We start from the raw sequence: 22642 nt of genomic DNA on the forward strand, positions 1-22642 counted from the left end.
CACCTTGTCACTGGGCCCGATGATCCACAAGCGGGCACTGGCAAATCTAGAATGATTATATATCTAGAAGTCGTAATGATTTGAAACGCCAATGAAAGGAGTCCGACATGGCCCTGCGCATCAATGACACGATCCCCAACCTCACGGTCGAAACCGACCTCGGCAGCTTTGCGCTGCATGACTACTTCGGTGACAGCTGGGGCATCATCTTCTCGCATCCCAAGGACTTCACGCCGGTCTGCACCACCGAATTCGGTGCCGTGGCCCAGCTGGCCGATGAATGGGAAAAGCGCGGCACCAAGGTTCTGGGCGTCTCGGTCGATGCCGTGGCCGAGCACAAGGAATGGAAGGCCGATATCGAAGGCCATGCCAAGGCCAAGGCCGGTTTCCCGATCGTGGCGGACGTGGATCTTGAACTGTCCAAGGCGTTCGACATGCTACCGGCCGAGGCCTACCTGCCCGATGGCCGAACCCCGGCCGATACGGCCTCGGTGCGGTCGGTCTTCATCATCAGCCCGGACAAGAAAGTGCAGCTGATGATGACCTACCCGATGTCCGTGGGCCGCAACTTTGCCGAGGTGCTGCGGGCGCTGGACGGTTTGCAGGCCACCTACGGCACGCCCATCGCCACGCCGGCCAACTGGGAAAAGGGCCAGGACGTCATCGCGGCCCTGTCGCTGGATGATGCCCAGGCGAAGGAAAAGTTCGGAGAAATGCGGGTGGAACTGCCCTACCTGCGTTGGGTCAAGGAACCCGGCTGATCCTGTCCCTCACCGATTGCCAAGGCCCCGCCCAGTGCGGGGCCTTTCGCGTTCTAGACATTGTCATGCGCGACCACGCGTGTGCCGATATGCACCTGTTCGAACAGGTGCGCCACGTGACTGTTGAACATGCGGATGCAGCCCGATGACCCGGCGCGGCCGATGCTCCAGGGTTGGGACGTGCCGTGGATGCGATAGAGCGTGTCGCGCCCGTTTCTATAAAGATAGAGAGCCCGAGCGCCCAACGGATTCTGCGGCCCGCCGGGGATACCCGCGGCGTAGGGGCCGTATTTCTCGGGTTCCCGGCGGATCATGTTGCGAGTCGGTTGCCATCGCGGCCAATGGCGTTTGTCGCCGATATAGGCCGCGCCGCGAAAGCTGAGGCCAGCGGCGCCGACCGCGATCGGATAGCGGATCGCCGCCCCATCATAGAGCGTCAGATACAGCCAGCGCCTATTGGTCACGACATGGATTTCCCCGGGATCATGGCCCGGTGTGATCGGCACGACACCCGCCTGCAATTCCGGTGGGATCTCGTAGCCCATATCGAGACCGCCTGGCAGATCGCGATCATCGAAGGCCAGGGCCTGCCCGCCCAGGTTGGCTATCAGCCCGGCCCCGGTCATCCACAGCATGGATCGGCGGCTGATCATGGGCTGCGTTCTCCTGTTCAGTGCTGGCGCGGGGCCAAGGATTCCGGTGATGTCGAATGCTACGCGCATCATGGCCGCGCGACAATGCAGGCATGAAAAAAGCCCCGGCTTTGCAGCCGGGGCTTTTCAGGGTCGTGCGAAGGACGCTTATTCGGCGTCTTCCTTTTCCTTCTTGACCTCTTCTCCGGTCTCCTGGTCGACGACCTTCATCGACAGGCGGACCTTGCCGCGATCATCGAAGCCCATCAACTTGACCCAGACTTCCTGGCCTTCCTTGAGCACATCCGAGGGATGGTTCAGGCGGCGGTTTTCGATCTGGGACACGTGCACCAGGCCATCGCGCTTGCCGAAGAAGTTCACGAAGGCGCCGAAGTCCACGATCTTGACGACCGTGCCCTTGTAGATCGCGCCTTCTTCCGGCTCGGCCACGATCGCGTGGATCATGTCATAGGCCTTCTGGATGGCTTCGCCGTTGGGCGAGGCGATCTTGATGATGCCTTCGTCGTTGATGTCGACCTTGGCACCCGACACTTCGACGATTTCCCGGATGACCTTGCCGCCCGAGCCGATGACTTCACGGATCTTGTCGGTCGGGATCTGCATGGTCTCGATGCGCGGCGCGTGGATCGAGAAATCGCTGGCTTCGGTCAGGGCCTTGCCCATTTCACCCAGGATGTGCATCCGGCCCTGTTTGGCCTGGTCCAGCGCTTTCTTCATGATCTCGGGGGTGATGCCCGCGACCTTGATGTCCATCTGGAGGCTGGTGATGCCGTTCTCGGTCCCGGCAACCTTGAAGTCCATGTCGCCGAGGTGGTCTTCGTCGCCCAGGATGTCGGTCAGAACGGCATAGTCGCCGTCCTCTTCCAGAACGAGGCCCATCGCGACACCGGCAACCGGCGCCTTGAGCGGCACGCCTGCATCCATCATCGACAGCGACCCGCCACAGACCGAGGCCATGGAGGAGGAGCCGTTCGACTCGGTGATCTCGGAGACGAGGCGGATCGTGTAGGGGAAGTCGGTGGCAGCGGGCAGCACGGCCTGAAGCGCGCGCCAGGCCAGCTTGCCGTGACCGATTTCACGACGACCCGGAGGGCCGACGCGGCCCGCTTCGCCGACCGAGTAGGGCGGGAAGTTGTAGTGCAGCAGGAAGTTGGACTTGTAGGTCCCTTCCAGCGCGTCGATCATCTGTTCGTCATCGCCGGTGCCCAGCGTGGTCACGACCAGGCCTTGCGTTTCACCACGGGTGAACAGGGCCGAGCCGTGGGTCCGGGGCAGCAGGCCGGTTTCGCAGACGATGTCGCGGACCTCGTCGAGGGCACGGCCGTCGATCCGCTTGCCTTCCTTGACCACCGATCCGCGCAGGACCGTGGATTCCAGCTTCTTCAGGGCAGCGCCAAGGTTCGGATCTTCCTGCTGCTCTTCCGACAGGCCTTCGATGATCTCGGACTTGACGGCGGAAACGGCTGCGGTCCGTTCCTGCTTGTCGAGGATCGCGTAGGCCTCGCGCATCTTGGCTTCGCCAGCGGCGGCCACGATGGCATAGAGGTCAGAGTAATCCGGCGGGGTGAAATCGAACGGCTCTTTCGCGGCATCCTCGGCCAGGTCGATGATGCAATCGATCACCGGCTGGATCTGTTCATGCGCGAAGGTCACGGCGCCCAGCATCTCGTCCTCGGTCAGCTCGTAGGCCTCGGACTCGACCATCATCACGGCATCCTTGGTGCCGGCGACGACAAGGTCCAGACGCTGATCGGGGTTGTCCCGCAGCTTGTGCATGTCTTCGATTTCCGGGTTCAGGATGTATTCGCCATCCTCGTAGCCCACGCGGCAGCCGGCGATGGGGCCCATGAAGGGCGCGCCGGAAATGGTCAGCGCGGCGCTGGCGGCGATCATCGCGACCATGTCCGGGTCGTTGACCAGGTCGTGGGACAGAACCGTGCACATCACCAGCACTTCGTTCTTGAAGCCGGGCACGAAAAGCGGGCGGATCGGACGGTCGATCAGGCGCGCGGTCAACGTTTCCTTCTCGGTCGGACGGGCCTCGCGCTTGAAGAAGCCGCCCGGCACTTTACCGGCGGCGTAGTATTTTTCCTGGTAGTGAACCGTCAGCGGGAAGAAGTCCTGCCCGGGCTTGGGTTGCTTGGCATAGGTGACCGCGGCCATGACCGAGGTTTCACCATAGGTGGCGATGACGCAGCCATCGGCCTGGCGGGCAATCTTGCCCGTTTCCAGTGTCAGCGTTTCTTCGCCCCACTGGATCGATTTTTTCACTTCGTTGAACATCTATCGTTTCCTGTCTGAGGGCACTCCCGGCCTTCCGGGTCCCTCGTGTCATTGGCGGCCCCATTGCCGCCGACCCCTCTCATCATCTCATGCGCCGGGGTCCAGAGCGTCACGTTTCAGATGGAGGGGGCCATACAGGAAAAGCGGCAATGGGGAAAGAGGCAAGGTGGGCCGTGGCGCGCGGCAGGTCTTTGGCGACTGCAACGAAAAACGCCCGCGCATTTCTGCACGGGCGTTGCGGAATACTCTGGCGAAGCGTTCAGCGGCGGATGCCGAGCTTCTTGATGAGGTCCTTGTAGCGGGCCTCTTCCTTGCCGCGCAGATAGTCCAGCAGCTTGCGACGCTGGGCAACCATCTTCAGAAGGCCACGGCGACCGTGGTTGTCCTTCTTGTGGGTCTTGAAATGCTCGGTCAGGGTGTTGATGCGCGAGGTCAGGATGGCAACCTGGACTTCCGGCGAACCGGTATCGCCGTCCTTGGTCGCGAATTCCTTCATCAGGCGGCTTTTTTCTTCAGCTGTGATCGACATCGGGGTCTCCTGTTCTAAAGGGTCAAGGCGCAAGCCGGGATGTCGTCCAGACAAGGCCCATGGAGGTTGACCGTTCGCCCGAAGGCGAGACGGATGCGCGCGTATAGGAAGAATCGCGCGGCGTTGCAAAGGGTTTCTTCAGCCCTGATCGGCCGGCTGCACCTCGATCGTCGAGAGGTCGAGCGCCGAAAGGCCGCGCAGAAGGGCCATGGCCTCGCCATCGGCCATCACGATCACACCGTCCTCGGTCAACGCACTGGTCAGCACGGTGTCCGGCCCGTCGGTATGCAGGATCAGGCGGTCCTCGGCCGGGTTGTAATCCATGATCGTGACATCCGCCCCCATGACTTCGAACGTGTCGGCACCGCTGCCACCGTCGAACACGTCTCCGGGACCACCAATGATATGGTCGGACCCGGACCCGCCATTGAGAAAGTCGCGCGCAGCGATCTCTTCGCCGGAATGGCCATCGACAAGATCGTCCTCGTTTCCGCCGTGCAGAACATCCTCGCCGGCACTGCCGATCAGGACATCATTGCCGAACCCGCCCAAAAGCGAATCTGCACCCGCGCCGCCGGACAACATGTCTTCGCCCGCGCCGCCTGCGAGTTGATCGTTGCCGTCGCCGCCATCCAGCATGTCATCGCCCAGGGATCCGAAGAGCGTATCGTCCTCCGCTCCACCCCAGATCGCGTCGTCGCCATCATGCCCATGCAGTTCGTCCGCCCCGGCGCCGCCATAAAGGGTGTCGTCCCCCTGACGGCCATCAATGTAGTCGTCGCCACCCCAGCTCGATATTTCGTCGGACCCGATACCGCCGTAAAGCTCGTCCGCCGCGTCATCGCCTTCGATCGTGGGCGAGGTCGGGGCAATCGTTTCATTGGTTTCCGTGGTCTGGTCCAGGGCGTCTTCGTCTTCTTCCATCCACCAAGAGGCGTCGACGAGCGCGGAGCCGGCAAGGGCAAGACCCAGAAGGCCAAGCAGTGGAAACATACCAATTCCCCTTCAACACACCGAAAATCAATCGAAGACCGGCAACCTGAAAGAGGTCAGGCCACAATCTTCGAAAGTCTTATAACAGTTTTAGACAACTTGGGCGCGAACAAAATGAATCAGTGGTTAATCCCAGGGTTCAGGCGTTCGGGTGTATGAAATATACAACGGATGCTTGGGATGCCCGTGTTTGGTCAGGCCCAGGTGGAACAGGGGCGCGCCGGTGTCGCGCAGCAGGGTTTCGACCGCGCGCCCACGATCCAGGTGTGCGCCGTGGCTGCCCCATGCACAGATGACGCGGTCGGCCCATTCGGCACCGTCGCGAATGGCCGCGTCATTCTCTGCCCCGACCGGATCGGCGGCGGCGCGCATCTTCTTGGGGTCGGTGTCGCGCCAGGCGAAAATGTTGGTGACGCGGAAGGCGCCGAAGCCCAACGCCCGGGCACGGCGTTCGCAGCGTTCGACGGTGGGGTCGTTCTGAACCTCGGTGGCCGTCGATGGGTTGAGCATGACGAACAGCGCCTTCTTCCCGCTCGGGTCCCAGATGCGGGTCAACGCGTAACGATAGCGTTCGCAATCGGAATAGATCGCGGTCGAGGGTGCGTCGCCCTTGGTATGGGTGCGGGTGATCATGGTGTTCTTTTGCCCAACTGCGGCGCGGATTTGAAGGGTGCGCCGCCGGGTGGACGCTGTTTTCCGGGCGCGCCCGGCAAAGACGCCCCACCCGCCGTCCCGTCAGCTGCGCACGAAGACCCGGCTGGGGTGCAGTTCACCGGCCTTGAAGATGCCGACCGCGATGGCCTCGTCACCATGGGCGGCCCAACACTCGTCGCCATACTCCACGTCGCCGATGACCAGAGCCGGGTTGCCGTTGCGCAGGCGGGCGATGCTGGCCTCGGGGCAATGGACGCGGGGCAGTTCATCGAGGCCGTCTTCCAGCGGGTGCAGGTATTGGTCCAGCTCGGGCGACTTGGCCTTCTCGTCCAGCAGGTCGAGCGTGACGCCGTCCTCGGCCGTGAAGGGCCCCGACCAGATCCGGCGCAGCTCCTTGACATGGCCGTGGCAGCCCAGCGCCTCACCAAGGTCCCGGGCGATGGCACGGACATATCCGCCCTTGCCGCAGGTCATTTCCAGAACGGCGTGATCTGCGTCGGGGCGGTCCACAAGCAGTAATTCCTCGACCCAGAGCGGTCGCGCGGCGATCTCGAAATCCTCGCCGTCGCGGGCGCGCTTGTAGGCGCGTTCGCCGTCGATCTTCACCGCGGAATACGCCGGCGGCACCTGCATGATCTCGCCCACGAACCGGCCCAGCGCCTGCTTGATCTCGTCATCCGTCGGGCGGGCCTCACTCTCGGCGATGACTTCGCCCTCGGCGTCGTCGGTATTGGTGGCCTGCCCGAACCGCACGGTGAACGTATAGGCCTTGAGCGCATCGGTGATGTAGGGAACGGTCTTGGTCGCCTCGCCCAGCGCGACGGCGAGAACGCCGGTCGCCTCGGGGTCCAGCGTGCCCGCATGGCCAGCCTTTTTCGCGTCGAACGCCCAACGCACCTTGTTGACGACGGCGGTCGAGGTGATGCCGGCGGGTTTGTCGACCACCAGCCAGCCGGAAATGTCGCGTCCCTTGCGCTTGCGCCCCATGCCTGCACTCCGTTGCTTCCAGAAAGCGGCGGGTTAGTCGGTGCCGCCCGGTCCGTCAAGCGGGGCCAGGACGCCGACAATCGGCCCCATGCGCCAGCCGAAATCGCTGCGGCCCAGCTCAGGGGCATGCAGGCGGCTGATCTTGCCATCGAAATAGAGCGCGTCGGGAAGGCCCAGATGATCGCGGAACAAGGTCGCGAAATCGTGGAAATTGACCGGGTCGTTAGAGATCGCGAAAACTGCCCGGTCGCCTTCGGCGCTGGTGCCGACGCCGTTGCGGAAATGCCGCGAGGTGCCGCCGGGAATCAGTCGCGGATGCAGGGCGCCCTCGACAACCAGCATGGGGCCGGATTGCGTGGCATGGCGGCATTCCGGGTCCTCATCGAGATAGGCGCGCGTTTCGATGACGCGGGCCCTCTCCGGGGCAATGCAAAAGACGCCGTTGGGCAGCAGGCCGAAATTTCCCGGCCCGTCGCTGGCAATCGCGCGCATCTCTTCCCGGCCGTCTTCGATATAAAGGCCGACCGGGCTGCGATCTTCATGATACATGCCCGCATTCATCGCGAAAGAGAGCGGCCGCCCAGCCGCCTCTTCGATCGCGCCGAAGCTTCCCAGGATTTCACCCGTTTCGTCACGCAGGAAAAGCCGCAGGTCGTCCTGGGCCGGATCGACATCGCAGATCGTGAAGGACTGGTCCAGGTGGACCACGTCAGAGCATTCGACCGCCCCGGCGGGCGCTGCGATCAGCACCAACAGGGCAGCGAGCCCGCGCATCAGTCGTCGAGGTCCTGCCGCACTTTCTCATCCGCGAACATCGCGCGGGTCTTGTCCATGCGGTCGAATGTGTCGTCGATACGGAACCGCAGCTCCGGCACGTGCTTGAGCTTGATTTCGCGGCCCAGGATATGCCGCAACTCGCCCTGGTGCTGGGCCAGGCGCTGCACGGCCTCTTCCGCCCCCTCGCCGCCCAGCGGCAGGACGTAGGCGGTGGCGATGCGCAGATCGGGGCTGACCCGCACTTCGCCCACGGTGATCGACATGCGCGACAGGTCGGGGTCGTGCAATTCGCCACGCATCAGCACCTCGGACATCGTCCGGCGGATCAGTTCACCGACGCGCAACTGGCGTTGCGAGGGGCCGGATTTGCCTTGGAACCTGTTCTTTGCCATGACGCCCATGTAAGGGGTCCGGGTAGGGATGCCAAGCATTGCGGTCCACGCTGGGCGGAAACGTGACGGAAGGGCAAGATAAATGACAGACAAGCCGGGAATCGTGATTACGGGCGCATCGGGTCGCATGGGCAGGATGCTGATCGAGACGGTCGTCGCCTCTGACGCCTGCGACCTTGTGGGCGCGCTGGAGCGGCCCGGCCATGACTGGATCGGGCAGGACGTCGGCGCCGCCATGGGGGGGCAGCCGCTGGGCGTTACGGTCAGTGACGACGCGGTGTCCGCATTTGCCAAGGCGCAGGCGGTGATCGACTTCACCGCCCCGGCCGCAACGGTCGAATTCGCGGAACTGGCCGCCCAGGCAAGGGCGGTGCACGTGATCGGCACAACAGGGCTGTCCGACGACGACCTTGGCAAGCTCAAGACCGCCGCCCGCCATGCAGTGATCGTGCGGGCCGGCAACATGTCGCTGGGTGTGAACCTTCTGGTTCAACTGACCAAGCGGGTCGCGGCGGCCCTGGACGACGAGTTCGACATCGAGGTGATCGAGGCGCATCACAACCAGAAGGTCGACGCGCCATCGGGCACCGCCCTGATGCTTGGCGAAGCCGCCGCCGAGGGGCGGGGCGTGGATCTGGCCGACGTTTCCGACCGTGGCCGGGACGGGATCACCGGAGCGCGCAAGAAGGGCGATATCGGCTTCACCGCCATCCGGGGCGGTGACATCGTGGGGGAACATGATGTGCTGTTCGCCGGGCCGGGCGAACGGATCATCCTGCGACACGTCGCAAGCGACCGGAAGCTCTTTGCCAAAGGTGCCTTGCGGGCTGCGCTTTGGGGGCAGGATCGCAAGCCGGGGGAATATGACATGATCGACGTGCTGGGCCTGTCCGACTGATCCGATCTTGGCCTCGGCCCGTAAGACTCGACAAACCGCCAATGAGACGGGGTGTCGAAATGAAACGCGTTTTCCTGATCACGCTGGGACTTGCCCTTCTTGCTGGTCCGGCCATGGCGTTCGATCGCGTCGATGAACGTGACCGTTTCGTATCACTGATCGATGGCCGGGATTTGCGGCTTGGCCTGTTTGGTATCACCTTGCAGGTCAGCCCTGACGGCACGATCAACGGCTCCGCCCAGGGTTGGGATGTCACGGGAACCTGGGACTGGCGAGACGGCTATTTCTGCCGCGAGATGGACTGGTCCGGCACCCCGATCTCCTATGATTGCCAACTGGTCGAAGAGCGTGGCGGGGAAAAACTACGCTTTACGGTCAATCGCGGCGAGGGCATGGGGGCAACCTTCAACCTTCGCTAGGAATCTGGTCCGGACGCGCGCCGCATTTGCTGGACGGGCGGGGCTCAGAAGTCGATTGCGATGCCCTTCTTTTCCCAATCCCCGTATCGCACGGGTTCCGGCCCGTCGCGCCCCCCCAGTTCCGTTGGCATATCCTTGTCCTTGGCGGCCTTGCGGCGTTCCTCGGCCTCGGCCAATGCGCGCTGTGCGGCGGGGGGAAGGTTTTTGGGTGTGTCGCTCATGGCGGCTGTCCTTGTGCGGCGATCACGGGTGATATAGGCCGCAGCGATCCAACAGCCAAGAGGACGCCATGTCTCAGCAGGGTTTGCAGCCGCGCCGCGCGGCGCTCTATCTTCTCGATCAGGTGACTGGCGAAAAGCGCTTACTGTCGGAATTGTTGGCCGATGGTGCCCTGAACCATCTGGAACCCGAAGACCGGGCCCGGGCCCAGCGCCTTGCGACAGAGACCCTGCGCGGCCTGCCCCGCGCGGACCGGCTGCTGGCCCGTTTCCTGCAGAAGACGCCGCCGCTACATGTGCGCAATATCCTGCGCCTGTCCGCGATCGAGCTGGCCGGGGGCGAGGCCGCGCATGGCGTCGTCAATGCAGCCGTTGCCATGGTCGGGTTGAACAAGCGCACCGCCAGCATGAAGGGGCTGGTCAATGCCGTGCTGCGAAAGGTCGCCGCCGACCTGCCCGAAGGTTGGGACAAGATCGCCGTGCCGCGCCTGCCGAAATGGCTGCGCGATCCTTTGAAAGACGCCTATGGCCCGCAGGTCGTGGCCAATATCGAACGCGTGCATTTCGAAGGCGCGCCGCTGGACCTCACGGCCAAGACCGATCCGCAGGCCGTGGCAGAGGCCGTCGGGGGCACGGTCCTGCCGACGGGGACGGTCCGTTTGCCGGTGGGCCGACAGGTGTCCAGCCTGCCGGGGTTCGAGGCGGGCAACTGGTGGGTGCAGGATGCCGCTGCGGCCATCCCGGCGCGGTTGCTGTCGGCGCAGCCGGGCGAACGGGTGCTGGACCTCTGCGCCGCACCGGGGGGCAAGACGATGCAGCTGGCCGCGTCCGGCGCCGATGTGACCGCCCTGGATATCTCGGACGGACGCATGGAGCGTGTGCGTCAGAACCTCAAACGGGTGGGGCTGAAGGCCGAGATCGTGGTGGCAGATGCCCTCGGCTATGAGGCCGCCCCATTCGATGCCATCCTTCTGGATGCCCCCTGTTCCGCAACAGGCACGATCCGCCGCCACCCGGACCTTCCGCATGCCAAGGACGGGTCGGACTTCCTGCAATTGTTCCAGCTGCAATCGGCCCTGATCGACAAGGCGCTGGCGCTTCTGAAACCGGGGGGGCGGCTGGTCTATTGCACCTGCAGCCTGTTGCCGGACGAGGGCGAAGTTCAGGTCGAAGAGGCACTGGCCCGGCATCCGGGTTTGCAGGTGCTCCCGGCCGACGTGCCGGGCCTCGAACCTGCATGGCGCAGCGAGGATGGCGGGGTGCGCCTGCGCCCTGATTACTGGGCGGATCGGGGTGGGATGGACGGGTTCTACATCGCCAGCCTGCGAAAGCCTACGTGACTTGAGCCCTGCCGCCCTGTATAAGCCCGGGCAAGAAGAGATGCGAAACGCACCGGGCTTTCGAGGCAGCAGAATTGGCGAGCAGGACCCCTAGCACCCGTTCGGGCTATGTCACCTTCATGGACAGGCTGCACGCCCGGCTGGCAACGCGGGCGCGCCCTGCAACCGGCTTCGTCTCGTCGCCCGAACCCAAGGTGATCGGCCATTACGCGCGCGGGCGGCAATTGCTTGCGGGCAACTTCCTGATCCGTGGTGAGCTGGTCGAGGCCAAGGGCCAGTCGATCTGGGACGCCGCCGAACAGGTCGAGATGGGCGCGCATCTTGCGCAAGGTTTCACATGGCTGGACGACCTGGCCGCCGTGGGGGACACCAAGGCCCGGGCCACGGCCCAGACATGGCTGGCCGAGTGGATCGCACGGTTCGGCAACGGCACAGGCCCGGGCTGGACGCCGGACCTTGCGGGCCGGCGCATGATCCGCTGGATCACCCATGGGCTTTTTCTGTTGCGCGGTCAGGACAAGGACGCGTCCGAGGCTTATTTCCGATCCGCTGCGCGCCAGACCATTTTTCTGTCGCGGCGCTGGAGGGCGGCCCGGCCCGGCCTGCCGCGCTTCGAGGCGCTGGCCGGATTGATCCACGCCGGCCTGTCGCTAGAGGGGATGGAAGACCGCGTGGCCCCGGCCGTCTCCGCGCTGGCCCATGATTGCAAGGTTCAGATCGGGGTCGATGGGGGCATTCCGTCGCGCAACCCCGAGGAATTGCTGCACATCCTGTCCCTGCTGACCTGGGTTGAATCCGCCCTCATCAGCGCCGACAAGTCGCCCCCGGAAACCCTGTTGTCGGCCATTTCCAGGATCGCACCCACCCTGCGGGCGCTGCGCCACGCCGATGGCGGGTTGGCGCGGTTCCATGGCGGTGGGCGGGGTCTGGATGGCTGGCTGGATCAGGCGTTGGCCGCGTCGCGCAACCGCGACCAGCCCGAACAAAGGCTCTACATGGGGTATGGTCGGCTTGCTGCCGGCCGGACCACGGTCGTGATGGATGCCGACAGCCCGCCCGCGGGTGCTGCGTCCGTCGATGCGCATGCGTCGACGCTCGCCTTCGAACTTGCATCGGGTCGTCGTCCGATCATCGTCAATTGCGGGTCGGGTCGCAGTTTCGGGCCGGATTGGAGACGGGCCGGACGGGCCACGCCCAGCCATTCGACGCTGGTGCTGGAAGGGCTGTCGTCATCGCGGATCCTGAAGCCCGAAGGAAACGGGATAGAACGGCTGGACGATGTTCCGCAGGATGTGAGATCCGACTTCACCACGCTGGCCGACGGGGAGCGCCTCGCCGCTGCACATGACGGCTATCATCGCAGTCATGGCCTGACTCACGTCCGGACCCTGGATCTGAGCGCAGATGGCCGGGGACTCGCGGGTGAAGACCTGCTGACAATTCTCGAAGATCGGGACCAGCCGCTGTTCGATGCCGCGCTGGACAGGTGCAGCCTGCAGGGTATCCCCTGGACGCTGCATTTCCACCTGCACCCCGAAGTCGTGGCCGAAATCGACCTTGGCGGGGCGGCGGTTTCGCTGACGCTCAAGTCAGGTGAAATCTGGGTCTTTCGGCAGGATGGGGCAGAGAAGCTAGAGCTCAAGCCCTCGGTTTACCTCGAATACGGGCGGTTGCGCCCGCGTGCGACACAACAGGTGGTTTTATCCGGACGCACAATGTCCTATTCGACGCGCATCCGCTGGTCCCTGGCCAAGGCGCAGGACACGCCGCTGGCCGTTCGGGACCTCGAAGACCGGCTGCCCGGCACCTTCGCGGACGGAACCGAATAGAAATCCCCGGGGGACTACCTGCATGACCGACCTTCACCCTGTGCGCCGCGCGCTTCTCTCCGTATCCGACAAGACCGGACTGGTCGATCTGGGCCAGGCGTTGGCCGCGCGCGGCGTGGAATTGCTGTCAACCGGCGGGTCCGCCAAGACCCTGCGCGAGGCCGGTTTGACCGTGCGCGATGTGGCCGAGGTAACCGGTTTCCCCGAAATGATGGATGGCCGGGTCAAGACCCTGCACCCGATGGTGCATGGCGGGCTGCTGGCCCTGCGGGATAACGATGCGCATGTGGCGGCGATGGAGGAGCACAAGATCGGCGGGATCGACCTGCTCGTGGTCAACCTCTACCCGTTCGAGGCGGCGCTGGCACGTGGTGCGGGCTATGACGAGATGATCGAGAATATCGATATTGGCGGGCCGGCCATGATCCGCGCCGCGGCCAAGAACCATGCTTTTGTCACGACAGTGGTGGATGTCGAGGATTACGACGCCCTGCTGGCCGAACTGGAGGCCAATGACGGCCAGACCTCATATGCCTTCCGCCAGCGCTTTGCGCAGACTGCCTATGCCCGGACGGCGGCCTATGACGCCGCGGTCAGCACCTGGATGGCCGGCGCGATCGGCGAGAACACACCGCGCCGCCGTGCCTTTGCCGGGCAATTGGCCCAGACCATGCGCTATGGCGAGAACCCGCACCAGAACGCGGCCTTCTATACCGATGGGTCGGGTCGCCCCGGCGTTGCCACCGCCGTGCAGCACCAGGGCAAGGAGCTGTCCTACAACAACATCAACGACACCGACGCGGCCTTTGAGCTGGTCGCTGAATTCGACCCGGCCGATGGACCCGCCTGTGCGATCATCAAGCATGCCAATCCGTGCGGTGTGGCGCGGGGCGCGACGTTGCTGGAGGCCTACCAGAAGGCGTTTGACTGCGACCGCACCAGTGCCTTTGGCGGGATCGTCGCGCTGAACATGGAACTGGACGAGGAAACCGCGCAGGCCATCACGGGCATCTTTACCGAGGTGGTGATCGCCCCCGCCGCGACCGACGCCGCCAAGGCCGTTTTCGCCGCCAAGAAGAATCTGCGCCTTCTGACCACCGAAGGCCTGCCCAACCCGACATCGGGCGGGGTGGCCTTCAAGCAGGTGGCCGGCGGCATTCTGGTGCAGGACCGGGACAATGGCCACGTGCCTGTGGAAGATCTGAAGACCGCGACCAAGCGGGCGCCCACGGCTGATGAAATGGGTGACCTACGCTTTGCCTGGACCGTGGCCAAGCATGTGAAGTCCAACGCCATCGTCTATGTGAAGGACGGTGCCACCGTGGGCATCGGTGCGGGGCAGATGAGCCGCCTGGACAGCGCCCTGATCGCCGCGAAAAAGGCCGAACGTATGGCCGAGGCGCTGGGCCTGCCCGAGCCGTTGACCAAAGGGTCCGCCGTCGCCTCGGATGCGTTCTTTCCCTTTGCGGACGGCCTGATGGAGGCCGTGGCGGCAGGGGCCACAACAGTGATCCAGCCGGGTGGCTCCATGCGGGATGACGAGGTGATCGCCGCCGCCGACGAGGCCGGCCTGGCGATGGTCTTTACCGGCATGCGCCATTTCCGGCACTGAGGAAAAGGATCTGCCATGCGGCTTCTGGCCATCACCGCCATCGCGACCTTCCTGGTGGACCAGGCGATCAAGGCGCTGGTCATGTTCCGCGTCTTCGGGCTGCGTTGGGGCCAGGTCACGGGTGATCCCGACCGCTTGCCCTATCCTCCCCGTGTCGACGTGTTCGAGCCCTACCTGGTTCTGACGATGGCCTGGAACCGGGGCATCAATTTCGGCCTCTTCGGTGGGGCCGACCTGCGCTGGGTGCTGGTCGGAATCGCCGTTGCGGTATCGATTTTCGTTCTGTGGTGGGTGCGCAAGGAAAAGCCCGGCCGCCTCGCGTTGTTCGGCGCGGGCCTTCTGGTGGGCGGAGCGCTGGGCAATGCGCTGGACCGGGTGCTTTATGGTGCCGTGTCGGATTTCCTCAACATGTCGTGTTGCGGGATCGTCAACCCCTATGCGTTCAACGTGGCCGATATCGCCATCTTCGTCGGTGCGGTGGGGTTGGTCCTGTTCAGCCCCGACAACAAGACGGCGTGACGCGGGGCGCGGCCTGCGTTACAAACCTGTTCAAAGGGTGATTTGGGAACGACATCATGGCCAGGACGATCATTGCCATTCTCGCGCTGAGTGCCGTTGCCGCCTGTGGCGGAGACCGGGGCCTGCACAACCTGCAAGCGGGCGGAGAAGGCCCCGATGAATTTGCCGTCATGCCGGTCGCCCCGCTAGAGATGCCCGAGACGCTGGCGACGCTGCCCGCGCCGACGCCCGGCGGGACGAACCGGACCGATCCCAATCCCGTCGGCGAGGCCGTCGTGGCGCTGGGCGGCAATCCCGGTGCCAGCGTCGCTGGCGGCATCCCGGCGAACGATAGCGCGCTTGTCACCTATGCCACCCGCAACGGGGTGGACCCGAACATTCGCGCCACGCTCGCGGCCGCCGATGAACGGTTCCGCGATCGGCGTGCACGGATCGGGGGCTTGTTCTCGGGGCGCGACCGCTATTTCCGCGCCTATGCCAACCAGGCACTTGACGCCTATGCCGAGTTGCTCCGCTTTCGCGAGGCCGGGGTTGCCGTGCCCAGCGCCCCACCTGTCGAATAGGACGTTCCTCACAACCGCGTTTGTGCTCTTGAAGCCACCGGGTGGAGACGTAACTTTCCTGTAACGTCCTGATCCGAGGAGGGGTTCATGCGGGTTTTATTCGTTCTGGCGCTGTGGGTCGGGCTGGCGACGTCGTCCGCCGCCGAAGAGGTCACGACCGCCACGCTCGACAACGGGCTAGAGGTTGTGGTCATCGAGGATCACCGCGCGCCTGTCGTCGTCCACATGCTGTGGTATCGCGCCGGGTCGGCGGATGAACCTGTCGGCTCGTCCGGGGTGGCGCATTTCCTCGAACACCTGTTGTTCAAGGCGACAGACACGCTTGCATCAGGCGAATTCAGCGACATCGTGGCCGCCAATGGTGGCAGCGACAACGCCTTTACCAGCTACGATTACACCGGCTATTTCCAACGGGTTGCCGCCGACCGCCTGCCGCTGATGATGCGGATGGAGGCGGATCGGATGAACAACCTGCGCCTCACCGAAGAGGACATCGTCACCGAGCGCGGCGTTATCCTTGAGGAACGCAACCAGCGGGTCGAGAATTCACCGAATGCACTGGCCCGCGAGCAGATGCGCGCGGCGCAATACCTCAACCACCGCTACGGCGTGCCCATCATCGGCTGGAAACACGAGATGGAGACGCTGGACATGGCCGATGCGCTGGCCTTCTACGACCTCTACTATTCGCCCAACAATGCCGTTCTGGTGGTGGCCGGCGATGTGGAACCCGACGAGGTCATCGCGCTGGCCCGCGAACATTATGGCCCTATCCCGGCCGAACCCGAGTTGCCCGAGCGGGTCCGGTCGCAGGAGCCGCCCCAGACAGCCGAACGTCGCATGATCTTCGAGGATGCGCGCGTCTCGCAGCCCTATCTCACGCGCAGTTACATTGCCCCGGAACGCGACAGCGGTGCACAGGAAAAGGCGGCGGCGTTGACCTACCTGGCCGAGCTTCTGGGCGGCTCTCCCTTTACGTCGGCGCTGGGCGTGGCGCTGCAATTCGACAGCCAGCTGGCGGTCTATACCTCGGCCTATTACGGTGGCCAGTCGCTTGACGACACGACCTTCGGCCTGACCGTGGTGCCGGCCGACGGCGTGACCCTGCAAGAGGCCGAGGCGGCGATGGATGACGCCATCTCGGAGTTCCTGTCCGAGGGGATCGACCCGGACCAGCTGGAGCGGTTGCGCACCCAGCTGCGGGCCGGTGAGATCTATGCCCGTGACAACGTGCAGGGACTGGCGCGGCGCTATGGCGCGGCTCTGACCCAGGGGTTGACGGTAGAGGATGTGCAAGCCTGGCCCGACATTCTGCAAGCGGTGACCGAAGAGGACATCCTCGCCGTGGCGCGCGAGGTGCTGGACCCCGATCGATCCGTCACCGGATGGGTCGTGCCCAGCCGGGAGGTGCTGCAATGAAACTCTTGATTCTGGCCCTGTTCCTGATGGTTGCGCCCCTCGTCGCACGCGCCGAGATCGAGATACAGGAGGTGACCTCGCCCGGCGGCATCGACGCGTGGCTGGTCGAAGAGCAATCCATTCCCTTCGCCGCGCTGGAGATCATCATCGACGGGGGCGCGTCGCTGGACGAACCTGGCAAACGGGGTGCCACGAACCTGATGATGGGCCTTCTGGAAGAGGGCGCGGGCGACATGGATGCGCGTGCTTTCCAGACCGCGCGGGAAGGTCTGGCTGCCAGCTATGGGTTCGACGCCTATGACGACAGCGTGGTGATCACCGCCAGATTCTTGACGGAAAACCGGGATCAGGCGGTGGAGCTTCTGCGCAAGGCCCTGACCGAGCCGCGTTTCGACCAGGACGCGCTGGACCGTGTGCGCGCGCAGGTGCAATCTATCATCCGCAGCGATTCAACCGACCCGAATGCGATTGCCGGGGCAGCCTTCGACGCGGCGGCTTTTGGTGATCATCCCTACGGGTCGGACATCAACGGCACCGCCGAAAGCGTGTCTGCCCTGACCCGCGCGGACATCATCACCGCCCATCGCAACGCGCTGGTGCGGTCGCGTGTCCATGTCGGTGCGGCCGGCGATATCAGCGCCCAGGAGCTTGGCATTTTGCTCGACGACCTGCTTGGCGCCCTTCCCGAAGAGGGCCCGGACCTGCCGGGGCCGGTCGCCTTCGGGCTGGATGGCGGCACCACCGTGATCGATTTCGAAACCCCGCAATCCGTGGCGCTGTTCGGCCACGAGGGTCTGGAGCGTGACGACGAGGATTTCTTCGCGGCCTATATCCTGAATGAAATCCTGGGGGGACGCGGCGTGCAAAGCCGTCTGATGGAAGAGGTGCGCGAGAAACGCGGCCTGACCTATGGCGTCTATTCCTACCTCGTGCCCAAGGACTATGCGGCGCTTTACCTTGGGTCCGTCGCGTCGGCAAATGACCGGATCGCACAGGCCATCGCCGTGATCCGGGACGAATGGGCGCGCATGGCCCAAGAGGGCGTCACCGCCGAGGAGTTGGAGGCCGCAAAGACCTACCTGACCGGGGCCTATCCGCTGCGTTTCGACGGCAATGCGGCGATCGCGGGGATACTTGCGGGCATGCAGGCCACCGGGTTGCCACCGGACTACGTGGAAAACCGCAATGCCTATGTCGAAGCAGTGACGCTGGATGACATCAACCGCGTGGCGGGCGAATTGCTGAACCCCGAGGGACTGCATTTCGTGGTGGTGGGTCAACCGGAAGGGCTGGACTGATCCGACCGGGCGGTGGCGTGATTTGCCCCTGTCAGAATCGACGCCGCCTATGCTATCCCTAGCGGTATGGCCGCCTTTGACCGCAAGATAAGCGACGATCATCCGGTGATCCGACAGTTGGACGAGGCCGCGATCAACCGGATCGCGGCGGGTGAGGTCGTGGAGCGGCCCGCCTCGGCGGTCAAGGAACTGGTCGAGAACGCGCTCGATGCACAAGCGACCCGGATCGAGATCGAGATCGCCGATGGTGGCAAGACGCTGATCCGCGTGACAGATAACGGTGTCGGTATGAGCGAAGCCGATTTGCCGCTTGCGCTGGCACGGCATGCCACTTCGAAGATCGACGGGTCTGACCTTCTGAATATCCATTCCTTCGGTTTCCGCGGCGAGGCGCTGCCCTCGCTGGCGGCGGTCGGGCGACTGACGATACGCAGCCGCGCGGCGGGTCATGCCGGGGCCGAACTGTCGGTGTCCGGGGGCGCCGCCCAGCAGGTCCGCCCCGCGGCCCTGACCGGCGGCACGGTGGTCGAGCTGCGCGATCTGTTCTTCGCCACGCCCGCGCGGCTGAAATTCCTGCGGACCGACCGGGCCGAAATGCAAGCGATCAGCGACGTGGTCAAAAGGCTGGCCATGTCCGAGCCCTATGTCACATTCATCCTGCGTGATGTCTCGGCCGGAAAGGATCGTGTGAGCTTCCGCGCCGATGCCCAGACCGGTGACCTGTTCGACGCGCTGTCGGGACGATTGCGCAGTGTCCTGGGCAAGGACTTCACCGAGAACGCCATCCCGATAGACGCGGAACGCGAGGGTGTGCACCTGACCGGTTATGCCGCCCTGCCGACCTATTCGCGCGGTTCGGCGGTGCAGCAATTCCTGTTCGTCAACGGGCGCCCGGTGCGCGACAAGCTTCTGATCGGGGCGCTGCGGGCGGCTTACATGGATACGCTCAGCCGTGACCGGCACCCGGCGGCCTGCCTGTTCATCGAGGTCGATCCGACCCGCGTGGACGTGAACGTGCATCCGGCCAAATCCGAGGTGCGGTTCCGCGATCCCGGCACGGTGCGCGGGCTGATCGTGTCCGGCCTGCGGCATGCACTGGCAGAGGCGGGGCACCGGTCCTCTTCGACCGTGGCGGGGGCGACCCTGGGCGCGTTCCGCCCAGAGCCAACCGAACCACGCATCTACCAGATGGATCGCCCGTCCCCCGCTGCGCGCACGGCGAGCTACGCGGCTCAAAGCCCCGGTTTCGCCGACATGGCGCAGGACTATTCCGCCCGGGTCGAGCCAGTCGTCGAGGATGAGACCGGTGCGGAGCCGCAGGACCGCCCCCTTGGCGCGGCGCGGGCGCAGGTGCATGAAAACTACATCATCGCCCAGACTGAGACCGGCATGGTCATCGTCGATCAGCACGCCGCCCATGAACGGCTGGTCTATGAAAAGCTGAAACGCCAAATGGCCGAAAACGGCGTGGCCGCGCAGGCCCTGTTGATTCCCGAAATCGTCGAGATGTCCGAGGGCGACGCGCGGATGCTTCTCGATCATGCCGAGACCTTCGCCCGGTTCGGCCTGACGCTGGAGCCCTTCGGTGGCGGCGCGGTTGCCGTTCGCGAAACCCCGGCGCTCCTGGGGGAGGTCAATTGCAAGGCGCTGCTCGAAGACATTCTGGATGAGTTGGCCGACCAGGGGAGCAGCGATCTTGTGCAATCCAGGGTCGAAGCCATCCTGTCGCGTGTGGCGTGCCATGGCTCGATCCGGTCCGGCCGCCGGATGCAGGCCGAAGAGATGAACGCGCTGTTGCGCGAGATGGAGGCCACACCCCTGTCGGGCCAATGCAACCATGGCCGGCCCACCTATGTGGAGCTGAAACTGGCCGATATCGAGAGGCTGTTCGGACGCTCATGATCCAGATCGGGGAAAACAGCTATGCCCTGAGCGACCCGGCGGTGATGCTGGCCATCGCGGGCGCCGTCATCGTGCTTCTGGTGCTATGGCTGCTGATCGCGGCTGTGCGGCGCACCGGGCAGGCCGCGCGCACGGCGGCCGACCTGGCGATGCAGATGGGCGGCGTGAACCAGCGCGTGCAATCGCTGTCCGACGGGCAGCAGCAGCTTTTCGGCGGGCTCAACTCAGTGTCCGAGGCGCAGGCCGTGCAACAGCAGAAGACCCTGCACCTTATGGAACAGCGCCTGGCCGCCGTGACCGAGGCGATGAATCAAAACCTGTCCAACTCCGCCCGCAACACGGCGCAATCCCTCGGCGAATTGCAGCAGCGGTTGCAGACCATCGACAAGGCGCAGGAGAACATCACCAAGCTGTCGGGCGACGTGCTGTCACTGCAGGATATCCTGTCCAACAAGCAGACGCGCGGGGCGTTCGGGGAAATCCAGCTGACCGATATCGTGGGCAAGGCGCTGCCCTCGGACAGCTATGACCTTCAGGCGACGCTTTCGAACGGGAGGCGGGCCGATTGCCTGATCCACCTGCCGAACCCGCCCGGCCCGATCGCCATCGACAGCAAGTTCCCGTTGGAAGCCTACGAGGCCCTGCGCCGTGCCAGCACCGATTGGGAGGCGAACGAGGCGGGCAAGGCCCTGCGTGCGGCGGTGAAGAAGCACATCAAGGACATCTCGGAACGCTACATCATCGACGGCGAAACCGCCGACGGGGCGCTGATGTTCCTGCCGTCCGAAGCCGTCTACGCGGAATTGCACGCGAATTTCCCGGATGTGGTGCGCGACGGGTTCGCGGCCCGGGTCTGGATCGTGTCGCCGACCACCTGCATGGCCACCCTGAACACCATGCGCGCGATCCTCAAGGACGCGCGGATGCAGGAACAGGCGGGTGCGATCCGAAAGGAGCTGGGGATGCTCTATGCCGACGTGGACCGGCTGGGCACGCGCGTCGGCAACCTTGACCGACATTTCCAGCAGGCCTCGAAAGATATCGAGGAAATCAAGATCAGCGCCGACAAGGCGGGCAAGCGCGCCCGCAGGCTCGACAATTTCGATTTCGAGGAACTCGCGCCAGAGGCGGGGGACAGGCCCGTCGTGCCGCTCGCCCCGCCGAAAGGCTAGGTTCAGATCCGCAGGAAGGGCTGTGCCAGCTTCGGGATCATGGCGTTGAACTTGAGCGGCGCATCCGTCGCGGCCAGGCAGATGCAATCCTCGCCGTCCTCCGCCACGGGCTGATGATCCAGGTCCTCGTTCGCGACCTCAACGTCACCGGCACCGAAACGGTCGGTTTCATCGCGGAACGCGCCCTGTAGCACAAGGGTCAGTTCCGTGCCCGCATGGCCATGATCGGGCACCGCGCATCCGGCGGGGATATAGAGCAGCCGTGCTGTCGCGTTCTTCGAGGTGCGCAGGATCGCCTGCCGCACGCCGCCGCCGATCTTGCGCCATTTAACGGCCTCGACATCGCCGCCCACGTATTCGCGGATCGGGCGGGGCAAAACGGCTGTCCCGGTGATTTCGGGCGCGGCCGCCTGTTCTTCCTCGGCAGGAGCGTCGGAAATGGCAGCCAGCGTCAGGGCCAGACTGTCGGCGCTCATCTCGGCGGTCTCGCTCATGGCGACGATTTCTCCGCCCACTGCGTCGAACTCGGCCAGTCGGGCCCGGCATTCGTCGCAAAGCGACACATGCGATGCGACCACGAGGTTGAACGCCTCGGGCAAGGTGCCCGCGGAATAGCCCATGAGCAGGGCGTCGGTCAGGTGGTGCTTGATTTCTTGCGGCATAGTCAAAAACCTACTTCATCTGTCGGCGCAAGCGGTCCAGCGCCAACCTTATCCTCGATTTTATCGTCCCCAATGGCAGGCCCGTCTGTTCGGCGATTTCGCTGTGTGACAGCTCGCCGTAATAAGCCTTGAGGATCAGATCCTTCTGTTTGTCGGGCAGGTCCGCAATGGCCTTACCCAGTTTCTTCGACTCCTGCTGGAGCGTCATGACCTCTTCCTGCTCGGGCTCGGCTTCGGGCCCCCAGGGCAGATCTTCCGGTTCGGGCCTGCGTTCCTTCCGCAGGATGTCGATCTTGCGATTCCGTGCCACGGTGAAGATCCACGTGGATACGCTGGCCTTCGCCGGATCGAACATATGCGCCTTTCGCCAGAGTGTGGCCATGACCTCCTGTGTGCATTCCTCGGCAAGATCCGGGCTTGCCCCCGATTTCATCAGGAACGCTTTCACGCGCGGGGCGAAGTATCCGAAAAGTTCCGCAAACGCGGCCTGATCTTTCCGGTCCCGTATCGCCTCGACATGGGATACCCATGCCATGCGGTCTTTCGGTCCTGACTGTGTCACCTTGGCCTTTGCCCCGTTCGAAAGTGGTGCTTTGGCGCCAGCATACTGTGCCACGCGCCGATCTGCATCCGCATTCGCAAGGGGGATTGCTTCGGTCAACATGTAATCTCTACGCCGGTCCGCCCGATATGGATCAAAAAGAATTTCACCGCGTTATTCATCCGCGTGCGGCGCACCCGCGTAACAAGAACACAAAGAAA

General features: G+C 64.3%; 23 protein-coding genes. 12 read left to right on the plus strand and 11 right to left on the minus strand.

Annotation, left to right across the window (positions count from 1 at the left end; all coding sequences use genetic code 11):
• Positions 1-107: 107 nt before the first annotated feature.
• Positions 108-761, plus strand: coding sequence for a peroxiredoxin (locus tag DFK10_RS12410; RefSeq protein WP_109389354.1), 654 nt, complete (start codon positions 108-110; stop codon positions 759-761).
• Positions 762-814: 53 nt separating this feature from the next.
• Here the strand turns inward: DFK10_RS12410 and DFK10_RS12415 are convergent, their stop codons facing one another.
• From DFK10_RS12415 to rbfA, 8 genes are all read right to left on the minus strand, one after another.
• On the minus strand, positions 815-1486 hold the full coding sequence (locus tag DFK10_RS12415; RefSeq protein ID WP_235866836.1) for a L,D-transpeptidase: 672 nt from the start codon (positions 1484-1486) through the stop codon (positions 815-817).
• 75 nt (positions 1487-1561) lie between these two features.
• Complete coding sequence (pnp, locus tag DFK10_RS12420) at positions 1562-3697, minus strand: polyribonucleotide nucleotidyltransferase (protein ID WP_109389355.1); 2136 nt, start codon at positions 3695-3697, stop codon at positions 1562-1564.
• Positions 3698-3956: 259 nt separating this feature from the next.
• Complete coding sequence (gene rpsO / locus DFK10_RS12425; protein ID WP_109389356.1) at positions 3957-4226, minus strand: 30S ribosomal protein S15; 270 nt, start codon at positions 4224-4226, stop codon at positions 3957-3959.
• Positions 4227-4364: 138 nt separating this feature from the next.
• A complete protein-coding gene (locus DFK10_RS12430; RefSeq protein WP_109389357.1) occupies positions 4365-5219 on the minus strand; it encodes a calcium-binding protein in 855 nt (284 codons plus the stop codon).
• 126 nt (positions 5220-5345) lie between these two features.
• Positions 5346-5852, minus strand: a complete 507-nt coding sequence (locus DFK10_RS12435) for a DUF1643 domain-containing protein (protein ID WP_109389358.1) — start codon at positions 5850-5852, stop codon at positions 5346-5348.
• A 102-nt stretch (positions 5853-5954) separates the two neighbouring features.
• Positions 5955-6860: a tRNA pseudouridine(55) synthase TruB gene (gene truB, locus DFK10_RS12440; RefSeq protein WP_109389359.1), complete on the minus strand. Its 906-nt coding sequence runs from the start codon at positions 6858-6860 to the stop codon at positions 5955-5957.
• A gap of 33 nt (positions 6861-6893) precedes the next feature.
• A complete protein-coding gene (locus DFK10_RS12445) occupies positions 6894-7634 on the minus strand; it encodes a phosphodiester glycosidase family protein (RefSeq protein WP_109389360.1) in 741 nt (246 codons plus the stop codon).
• On the minus strand, positions 7634-8029 hold the full coding sequence (gene rbfA / locus DFK10_RS12450; protein ID WP_109389399.1) for a 30S ribosome-binding factor RbfA: 396 nt from the start codon (positions 8027-8029) through the stop codon (positions 7634-7636). Before rbfA ends, DFK10_RS12445 begins: the two co-directional genes overlap by 1 nt.
• A gap of 82 nt (positions 8030-8111) precedes the next feature.
• Between rbfA and dapB the strand changes: the two genes are divergently transcribed.
• Together dapB and DFK10_RS12460 are read left to right on the plus strand one after the other, a co-directional pair.
• On the plus strand, positions 8112-8927 hold the full coding sequence (dapB, locus tag DFK10_RS12455; RefSeq protein ID WP_109389361.1) for a 4-hydroxy-tetrahydrodipicolinate reductase: 816 nt from the start codon (positions 8112-8114) through the stop codon (positions 8925-8927).
• A 59-nt stretch (positions 8928-8986) separates the two neighbouring features.
• Positions 8987-9346, plus strand: coding sequence for a dihydrodipicolinate reductase (locus DFK10_RS12460; RefSeq protein WP_109389362.1), 360 nt, complete (start codon positions 8987-8989; stop codon positions 9344-9346).
• A gap of 44 nt (positions 9347-9390) precedes the next feature.
• Here DFK10_RS12460 and DFK10_RS12465 read toward each other — a convergent pair whose 3' ends face one another.
• On the minus strand, positions 9391-9567 hold the full coding sequence (locus DFK10_RS12465; protein ID WP_109389363.1) for a DUF1674 domain-containing protein: 177 nt from the start codon (positions 9565-9567) through the stop codon (positions 9391-9393).
• 68 nt (positions 9568-9635) lie between these two features.
• Here DFK10_RS12465 and DFK10_RS12470 point away from each other — a divergent pair, with 68 nt between their 5' ends.
• The 9 genes from DFK10_RS12470 (at position 9636) to DFK10_RS12510 (ending at position 21218) form a co-directional block, all read left to right on the plus strand.
• The gene (locus DFK10_RS12470) at positions 9636-10904 is read left to right on the plus strand and encodes an RsmB/NOP family class I SAM-dependent RNA methyltransferase (RefSeq protein WP_109389364.1); all 1269 of its coding nucleotides are present in this window, start codon (positions 9636-9638) and stop codon (positions 10902-10904) included.
• 119 nt (positions 10905-11023) lie between these two features.
• On the plus strand, positions 11024-12733 hold the full coding sequence (locus DFK10_RS12475; RefSeq protein ID WP_109389365.1) for a heparinase II/III family protein: 1710 nt from the start codon (positions 11024-11026) through the stop codon (positions 12731-12733).
• Between the two features lie 22 nt (positions 12734-12755).
• On the plus strand, positions 12756-14345 hold the full coding sequence (gene purH, locus DFK10_RS12480) for a bifunctional phosphoribosylaminoimidazolecarboxamide formyltransferase/IMP cyclohydrolase (protein WP_109389366.1): 1590 nt from the start codon (positions 12756-12758) through the stop codon (positions 14343-14345).
• 15 nt (positions 14346-14360) lie between these two features.
• Positions 14361-14864 carry a signal peptidase II gene (locus DFK10_RS12485; protein ID WP_109389367.1) on the plus strand — a complete coding sequence of 168 codons (504 nt, stop codon included), beginning with the start codon at positions 14361-14363 and terminating at the stop codon, positions 14862-14864.
• A 56-nt stretch (positions 14865-14920) separates the two neighbouring features.
• On the plus strand, positions 14921-15427 hold the full coding sequence (locus DFK10_RS12490; RefSeq protein WP_109389368.1) for a DUF3035 domain-containing protein: 507 nt from the start codon (positions 14921-14923) through the stop codon (positions 15425-15427).
• Positions 15428-15514: 87 nt separating this feature from the next.
• Complete coding sequence (locus DFK10_RS12495; protein WP_109389369.1) at positions 15515-16846, plus strand: M16 family metallopeptidase; 1332 nt, start codon at positions 15515-15517, stop codon at positions 16844-16846.
• A complete protein-coding gene (locus DFK10_RS12500) occupies positions 16843-18144 on the plus strand; it encodes a M16 family metallopeptidase (RefSeq protein ID WP_109389370.1) in 1302 nt (433 codons plus the stop codon). The genes DFK10_RS12495 and DFK10_RS12500 overlap by 4 nt, the downstream gene beginning before the upstream one ends.
• Before the next feature lie 66 nt (positions 18145-18210).
• Positions 18211-20046, plus strand: a complete 1836-nt coding sequence (gene mutL / locus DFK10_RS12505) for a DNA mismatch repair endonuclease MutL (RefSeq protein WP_109389371.1) — start codon at positions 18211-18213, stop codon at positions 20044-20046.
• A complete protein-coding gene (locus DFK10_RS12510; RefSeq protein ID WP_109389372.1) occupies positions 20043-21218 on the plus strand; it encodes a DNA recombination protein RmuC in 1176 nt (391 codons plus the stop codon). Before mutL ends, DFK10_RS12510 begins: the two co-directional genes overlap by 4 nt.
• A gap of 2 nt (positions 21219-21220) precedes the next feature.
• Here the strand turns inward: DFK10_RS12510 and DFK10_RS12515 are convergent, their stop codons facing one another.
• Together DFK10_RS12515 and DFK10_RS12520 are read right to left on the minus strand one after the other, a co-directional pair.
• Positions 21221-21880: a ChrR family anti-sigma-E factor gene (locus tag DFK10_RS12515; RefSeq protein ID WP_109389373.1), complete on the minus strand. Its 660-nt coding sequence runs from the start codon at positions 21878-21880 to the stop codon at positions 21221-21223.
• Between the two features lie 10 nt (positions 21881-21890).
• Positions 21891-22415 (minus strand): sigma-70 family RNA polymerase sigma factor, encoded by a 525-nt coding sequence (locus tag DFK10_RS12520; protein WP_235866837.1) that lies wholly within the window; start codon positions 22413-22415, stop codon positions 21891-21893.
• Positions 22416-22642 lie beyond the last annotated feature (227 nt).

Origin of the sequence: Salibaculum griseiflavum (genome assembly GCF_003129565.1) — a bacterium.
Lineage (GTDB): Bacteria > Pseudomonadota > Alphaproteobacteria > Rhodobacterales > Rhodobacteraceae > Salibaculum > Salibaculum griseiflavum.

Coding starts and splice junctions, on each gene's coding strand:
- dapB (WP_109389361.1), top strand. CDS start 8,112: ATGACAGACAAGCCGGGAATCGTGATTACGGGCGCATCGGGTCGCATG.
- DFK10_RS12430 (WP_109389357.1), bottom strand. CDS start 5,219: ATGTTTCCACTGCTTGGCCTTCTGGGTCTTGCCCTTGCCGGCTCCGCG.
- DFK10_RS12500 (WP_109389370.1), top strand. CDS start 16,843: ATGAAACTCTTGATTCTGGCCCTGTTCCTGATGGTTGCGCCCCTCGTC.
- DFK10_RS12495 (WP_109389369.1), top strand. CDS start 15,515: ATGCGGGTTTTATTCGTTCTGGCGCTGTGGGTCGGGCTGGCGACGTCG.
- rpsO (WP_109389356.1), bottom strand. CDS start 4,226: ATGTCGATCACAGCTGAAGAAAAAAGCCGCCTGATGAAGGAATTCGCG.
- DFK10_RS12465 (WP_109389363.1), bottom strand. CDS start 9,567: ATGAGCGACACACCCAAAAACCTTCCCCCCGCCGCACAGCGCGCATTG.
- truB (WP_109389359.1), bottom strand. CDS start 6,860: ATGGGGCGCAAGCGCAAGGGACGCGACATTTCCGGCTGGCTGGTGGTC.
- DFK10_RS12470 (WP_109389364.1), top strand. CDS start 9,636: ATGTCTCAGCAGGGTTTGCAGCCGCGCCGCGCGGCGCTCTATCTTCTC.
- DFK10_RS12510 (WP_109389372.1), top strand. CDS start 20,043: ATGATCCAGATCGGGGAAAACAGCTATGCCCTGAGCGACCCGGCGGTG.
- rbfA (WP_109389399.1), bottom strand. CDS start 8,029: ATGGCAAAGAACAGGTTCCAAGGCAAATCCGGCCCCTCGCAACGCCAG.
- DFK10_RS12410 (WP_109389354.1), top strand. CDS start 108: ATGGCCCTGCGCATCAATGACACGATCCCCAACCTCACGGTCGAAACC.
- DFK10_RS12485 (WP_109389367.1), top strand. CDS start 14,361: ATGCGGCTTCTGGCCATCACCGCCATCGCGACCTTCCTGGTGGACCAG.
- DFK10_RS12490 (WP_109389368.1), top strand. CDS start 14,921: ATGGCCAGGACGATCATTGCCATTCTCGCGCTGAGTGCCGTTGCCGCC.
- mutL (WP_109389371.1), top strand. CDS start 18,211: ATGGCCGCCTTTGACCGCAAGATAAGCGACGATCATCCGGTGATCCGA.
- DFK10_RS12520 (WP_235866837.1), bottom strand. CDS start 22,415: ATGGCATGGGTATCCCATGTCGAGGCGATACGGGACCGGAAAGATCAG.
- DFK10_RS12445 (WP_109389360.1), bottom strand. CDS start 7,634: ATGCGCGGGCTCGCTGCCCTGTTGGTGCTGATCGCAGCGCCCGCCGGG.
- pnp (WP_109389355.1), bottom strand. CDS start 3,697: ATGTTCAACGAAGTGAAAAAATCGATCCAGTGGGGCGAAGAAACGCTG.
- DFK10_RS12515 (WP_109389373.1), bottom strand. CDS start 21,880: ATGCCGCAAGAAATCAAGCACCACCTGACCGACGCCCTGCTCATGGGC.
- DFK10_RS12435 (WP_109389358.1), bottom strand. CDS start 5,852: ATGATCACCCGCACCCATACCAAGGGCGACGCACCCTCGACCGCGATC.
- DFK10_RS12460 (WP_109389362.1), top strand. CDS start 8,987: ATGAAACGCGTTTTCCTGATCACGCTGGGACTTGCCCTTCTTGCTGGT.
- DFK10_RS12415 (WP_235866836.1), bottom strand. CDS start 1,486: ATGATGCGCGTAGCATTCGACATCACCGGAATCCTTGGCCCCGCGCCA.
- purH (WP_109389366.1), top strand. CDS start 12,756: ATGACCGACCTTCACCCTGTGCGCCGCGCGCTTCTCTCCGTATCCGAC.
- DFK10_RS12475 (WP_109389365.1), top strand. CDS start 11,024: ATGGACAGGCTGCACGCCCGGCTGGCAACGCGGGCGCGCCCTGCAACC.